Source organism: Streptomyces sp. NPDC053513, assembly GCF_044544765.1.
In the GTDB taxonomy this organism is placed as follows: domain Bacteria; phylum Actinomycetota; class Actinomycetes; order Streptomycetales; family Streptomycetaceae; genus Streptomyces; species Streptomyces litmocidini.
In genome coordinates, this window is the sequence record NZ_JBITXP010000034.1 from 67,320 (window position 1) to 73,086 (window position 5,767).

Sequence of the window (5,767 nt, forward strand, 5' to 3'; positions counted from 1 at the left end):
GCGGGGGGGGCCCCCTTTGGCGCGCTTTATCTTTGGAATCTCTAATCAAACCCTACACCTTTGCGCCCCGGGGGGGGGGGGGGGGGGGGGCCGCCCCCCCCCCCCCCCCCCACTCGCGTAAAGAGCGCCTTTGCACAACCGGATGGGAGGGATCGGGCGTATCGGGCGAATTGCAGGCTACGTGGGCGATGCACCGGCCCCGCAGGCCCAGCAGTGGAACCCTGCTCCTCCTGTCTGCGGGCCGCTGTGCGCGGTGTACCGGGCCGAACGGGGCCCGGTAGCCGGCAGTGGCGTCAGGGTTGCACGAGGCGGTGCAGAGCGAGCCGGGCGAGGGGCGCGTAGGCGAGTAGTACCAGTCGCGGGCCGTGCATCGTCAGGCTGGTGGCGCTGCCGCGGCCCTGTGGCTTCACCTCGTGGTGGAGCCGGATCTGGATGCGGGCCAGGCGTACCCGCCAGGTCCACGTGCGGCGGTCGTGGTCGACGGCTTCCACGACGAACGCGGCACGGATGCCGACGACCGATTCGATTGCGCCGCTCATGCCGGGACTCAGACGGCGGCGCACGGAATGGACGGCCTTGATCTGTGGAGACCAGGACGCCCACTGGTGGATGTCGGCGTAGCGCTGCCAGACCGTATCGGGAGAGGCGGCACCTTGGGCGCTCAAGGTCACACGTGCCATGGCAGACCGCAAAGCCGCCGTGGCGGGTGGGGGAAAGCGGAAGCGGGCCTCATCGGGTCTGATCCTGACGTGCGATGAGGCCTGCGTCGACGATCAGGGCGGTGTGTCGTCCACGACGCCTTCGGCATGGACCGCGGGACCAGGCCCGCCTGGAGACCGCCCTCTTCTGCTCCCCGCACGCGCGGGAATGGCCTTATGGACGTTCGGGGGGACTGCTTCCCGCGCCTGCGGGGGTGGCCTTGACCCCGTGGGATCTCCGGGGCGTGGCCGCTGGCTGCTCCCGCTGCTGGGGGTGGTTCTATCGGGTGATGGTCGGTCACCCGGCTTCGGTGCCGGGGGCCGCAAGGAACGGCGCGCGGTCGAACTATGGGGTCGATCGTCTTGAAAGACGCCGTGCCGTGGCTGCATGCCATGGCGAAATCGTGGTTCGTTGTAAGGCAACCGTCCTCGTATCGGCGATCAACGGGTGCTGGTGACCAGCGTTTTCGCCAGGGACCCGGGAGGGCGGTCAGTGGTGGGCCAGCACGTTGACCACCCGTCCGCTGGGGTCGCGGACGAAGAACCGTCGCACGCCCCATTCCTCGTCCTGCAAGGGATGGATGATCTCCGCACCTCTTGCCCGCATGGCCGCGTACGCCGCGTCCACGTCGTCCACCTCGACACTCATGTCGGGGGTGATGGACGCGGTCTTGTCGCTGGTCATGACGCTGATCTGCGCTGCCGGGCTGGTAGGGGAGGCGAGCGTCATGATCCAGCCGTGGTTCATGACCTCCTCGAAGCCCAGTAGGCCGTAGAACTCCCGGCTCTCCTGCGCGGCCTCCGACTGGATGTTGGGTACGACACGGCGAACGGCCATCGACGACTCCAAACGAGAACCAAGATGTCTCTGTCTCCCCAGAAGTACTACGACACGTCCCCAGCCGCACGCACTTTCGCTGCATGCGCCAATGGGGCGGGCAGGGCAGGGAAGTCAGGTTCGAGCGGTTTGCCGGTTTCGGTGAAAGTGGTTCAGCTATGGCTGTGTGTGCGGAAGAACTACAGGTCACGAAGTCTGCTCCCCCCACCTGCGGGGATGGCCTCCCCGACCAGACGTTTTCCGGTGTAGCACAGAACTGCTCCCCGACCAGTCGCCATCCTCGCCCGCCGCCGCGACCTCGCCGCCCCCCTCGACCGCCACGTCCCCCTCGGCCCCGGCCAGGCCGCCCACCGCCTCGGAGTCCGCCGCACGGACTGGGGCCAGGTCACAGCCTCGGCTGGATCACCCCCACCGGCACGGTGAACATCGACTACAAGCGCCAGGGCGGCATCACCTCCGTCCCCCTGTACTCCGCCGAGGACGTCACCCTTCTGCCCGTCACCCGGCCGGCCATGGATTGGCACGCCCTGCACACCCTCGCCCCGGGCCGACTGCTCCCCGCCCCAGGCCCTCGCTCCCGTACCGCAGGACGAGGACCGGATACTTCTGGGGGCGGAAGGATCGCCGGTGTCGGCCGGGCCGCAGTGGTGAACTGGCGCCGCCGTCACCCCGACTTCCCCGTCCCCGAGGCGGGCACCGCCGTGCATCCCGAGTTCGACCGCCGCGCGGTCGTCGCCTGGCTCCTCGACCACGACAAGATCGCCGTACCCACCGGCGTACCGGCGGCCACGTTCACGGTCAGGCCGTCCCTCGGCACAGGCGCAGCGCAGCGGTTCCGGATGGACGATCCGCTCCTGGAACTGACCGAGGACGCCGAGGACGAGGACCGCCTGTCCGGCTGGATGACCGAGGACGACGCCGACACTCTCGCCGAACTCACGGCCGCCGAGGCTGGGGCGTCCATCCGCAAGCTCACCACCCCCGGTACCGCCCCGCTCGCCGTACCCGACGCCGTACGCGTCATCGACCGATTCAAGGCCGGGAGCGGAGGCCTGCGCGTCACCCTCGCGTGGCCCGCCCACCTGCGCGGCACCGCCTCACCCCGCACCACCGGCGGCGTCATCCGCCACGGCCTCCCCTACACCGCCCCCAGCACCGCATGCCGATGCGCACGCCAGACCTGCGGCGGCATTATCCCCACCCCGTACTGCACCGAGCACGGCACCGCCGTTGAGCTGGCGATGGAATGGCACCCCGCCAACGGCATCCGCTGCACCACGCCCATCCACTGATCGCGCGCAGGGACCCGAATTTCTGACGGACGCCGAGGCGCCCCGATCGTCAAGAGCCTGGCTGTCTAGGTGTGGACCAGCAACGGTTGTCGATGCTTTCGGAGAGCACTTGCTGATCTCGGAGTGCAGGAATGCCGGTCAGAATCAGCAGCACCTGTCACGGTGGAGCGGTCAGCCACCAGACCGTGCTCCCGCTGGCTGGAGCCGCCCGCTCCCGGTCTCGCACCACGCAGCCCGTATTCTCCGGTGGTGATCAATCGACTGTAAGGGGAGACGTGGGCAGGCAGGAGATGCGTCGGAAGGTCTTCGAGCCGCTGAGGCGGGCGGGCTTGGAGGTACTTGAGGGAGGCGTGCCGGAGGCTCCCCTGCCGGTGCTCGCCGTGGGCCAGACGGTCAGCTGCGGTCAGGAGACGGGTCGGCGGGACGCTTACTTCGACTTCAACGAACCGGACCTCATTGGCCGGGCCAACCGGGGCTGGTACGAGCTGGCGACCTCCTTCGGCCTGTTCGACGCCGACCGCGAATTCCTGCTTGCCCTGCCGGCCCGCCGCTACAACCCGAGGGTGGACCTGCGCCAGCCCTACGTCTGGCGTCGGGTGCGCCTGCTCGATGACTGGGACGTCATGGGCGCGGCGTGCGGAATCCGCCGGGGAAGGTCCATGCTCGGATTCGACGAGTGTGCGCTCGGCTCGCGAGCCGGACGTCCCGAGTTCGCGATGCTCTCGCTCGACAGCATGGTTTCTGTGGTCGGGACGACCTGGCAGGGCGGCATCAGCTCTCTGGCGGTGCCCAACCCGGGTGACACCGAGCCCGTGCGCAGGCTGATCGACTATGCGGCGAGCCGGGCGGAGGACATTCCGGAGCACCGCCTGGATGCCATAGCGTGGCTGCGGCGCGAGGCACTGGCCGCGACGGACGGGGCGTGAACGATCGGGGCCGGCTCTCGCCCCCACTCATCGACAGACACAGCCGCGACCTTGATACAAGCCCCTGAGCGCTCTCAGAGTTCGGCAGCATCGTTCCTCGGCCGAATAGCGCGTTCTCGCCACTGAGCAACAGGCGTTCTCGAAACTGGCCTACAAAGCCACTCCCCGCTTGCGTGGGGATGGTCCCACCGCGTACACGCCGGCCGAGGTTCAGTCGCTTTGCTTCGCGCTTGCGCGGGGATGGTCCCCGGACGCAGATCAGGAGCGCCTGCCGCAGCGGCTGCTCCCTGTTCGCGTGGGGACGGTCCCGCGCGTGTATGCCGGTGGGCTGGCGGGACGTCTACTGCTCCCCGCACCTTTGGGGAGGGCCGTGGTGTGGGGCCGGGGGAGGGGGATGGGGTCGGGGGTGTGAGTGACTGTGGTTCCTGGCTCGGGCGCTGTGCTGTTTCCTGTGCATGGCGCCGGCGGCCAGCCGGTGTCTTTCTCCGGCCCCGTATGCGGGTCCTGCATAGAAAAAGGGGCCCGTGGCCCCGGTCTTTTGCGTTTCCCGCATACGCGGAGGGCCGGGACTGACCTGGTCGTTTGCGTTTCCCGCATATAGGCGTCGGTATCTCTGACGCTCACGCCCCGCCCCTCCGTCCGGTCACTTTCTTGCCGCGCCCGCCACCCTGCCTGCCCACCGCGATGCCTACCCGCCCGTGGCGATATCTGATGGCCGCCCCGGTGCAGGCCTTCCGCAGGACTGACCCCTGGCCCCTGCTACGCCGGGCAGCGTCCCCCACCAGACACGGCACCCCCTCACCATGAAACTCCTGCCGCACCTGCCCGCCCGCGGGGCCATGGACCAGACCCGACGCCCTCCCCGCGGGGCGCGTCGGCAAGGACATGTCGGCGGTAGTCGAGCGGAGAGGCCTACGGCGATGGTGCTCCAGGCTCCCGCGGCCCTCATGGAATGGCGCATCACCAGGTGCTCACCGTCATGACGGTGCTACCTCGCATGTGCGTTTTCCGCATACGCAAAGGACCACAACCGCTGTAGTCGTTTGCGTTTTCCGCATACAAGGCCCGGCGCCCCGAGGCCCGCCTGCCCACCCAGACCCTTCCCCACTGCTCCCGCAGACCTGCCCCCTCGCCGCCCCGCCCACGGCTTCCCCAGAGCCAGCCCACAGCCCGTCCCGCACCCGGGCCCCATTTTCGTGCCGGCCACCCCGCCCCCTTGGTGCGGACCCCCGCCGCGCCCGTCTGTCGGGCCAGGGACCAAGCCCCGACACCTCCGGCGCCCCCCTGTGCCCCGTGACGGTCCTGTGGGGCCCTGTGGTGCCTCCTGAGGTTGCGGTGCGGGGCCGCAGGCCCTGTGCTCCTCGCCTGTCTTTGTCCTGGAGGGGGTGATGTTCTGCGCGGGTGGTGGGCTGGCTTATGCGCTTTGTGTATGGGGCGTTGATGGGGTGCCAGGAGGCATTGATTGAGCGGGTTTTGCGTTTTCGTCATATGGCTGTGTAGAGACAGGAGTTGGCGGCTGTGCTTTCAGCATGTCTTCGATTTCGGAAGCCCGCTCGTCCGTGCCGTGGACGGCTCCCACGACTACCTTAGAGGTATAGACCACCTGAGGTCAGGGGTGCACTCTCACTTACTACCCAGAGTGATTGCTGCCAGTGGACCCAGGGAGCCCCGCAACACCGCCGGGCCGGACCCAGGGCGACTCCCCAAGCCTTCCAGAGAGAAGCGAAAGGATCCCATACCGACCGGCCCCGCAGGGGCCAGCACCCTGAACCCGACACCCAATGACCCATCAACAACCAAGAAACGCAACCTACTTCCCGCCCCACCACCCGCCGCAGGCGGGCGCCAAACCACACACCAGCCCCCACCCACAACCCGCACCCCCCCAACCCACCCCACCACCCCGCAGACACCGAAGGTGACTGCCCCCACCTAGCCAGCCGAGCGCCGCGCAGCGGCGCCGCAGCACTGGGAGTGACGCAGTCACTCCGCGTCGTGTCTCCGCAGGAGACC

4 protein-coding genes are annotated in these 5,767 nt (G+C 68.8%); 2 read left to right on the top strand and 2 right to left on the bottom strand.

What is annotated here, in order from left to right; genetic code table 11:
• Window positions 1-293: 293 nt before the first annotated feature.
• The gene (locus tag ACIGW4_RS34765) at window positions 294-680 is read right to left on the bottom strand and encodes an SRPBCC family protein (RefSeq protein ID WP_399585468.1); all 387 of its coding nucleotides are present in this window, start codon (window positions 678-680) and stop codon (window positions 294-296) included.
• 508 nt (window positions 681-1,188) lie between these two features.
• A complete protein-coding gene (locus tag ACIGW4_RS34770) occupies window positions 1,189-1,536 on the bottom strand; it encodes a VOC family protein (RefSeq protein ID WP_399585470.1) in 348 nt (115 codons plus the stop codon).
• Window positions 1,537-1,955: 419 nt separating this feature from the next.
• On the opposite strand from ACIGW4_RS34770, the gene ACIGW4_RS34775 reads away from it, so the two are divergent.
• On the top strand, window positions 1,956-2,828 hold the full coding sequence (locus tag ACIGW4_RS34775; RefSeq protein WP_399585473.1) for a hypothetical protein: 873 nt from the start codon (window positions 1,956-1,958) through the stop codon (window positions 2,826-2,828).
• A gap of 275 nt (window positions 2,829-3,103) precedes the next feature.
• A complete protein-coding gene (locus tag ACIGW4_RS34780) occupies window positions 3,104-3,754 on the top strand; it encodes a hypothetical protein (protein WP_399585476.1) in 651 nt (216 codons plus the stop codon).
• Window positions 3,755-5,767: the final 2,013 nt, after the last annotated feature.

What these genes read in the sequence shown, in the direction of transcription:
- ACIGW4_RS34770 (WP_399585470.1), bottom strand. Translation starts at nt 1,536, where the DNA reads ATGGCCGTTCGCCGTGTCGTACCCAACATCCAGTCGGAGGCCGCGCAG.
- ACIGW4_RS34765 (WP_399585468.1), bottom strand. Translation starts at nt 680, where the DNA reads ATGGCACGTGTGACCTTGAGCGCCCAAGGTGCCGCCTCTCCCGATACG.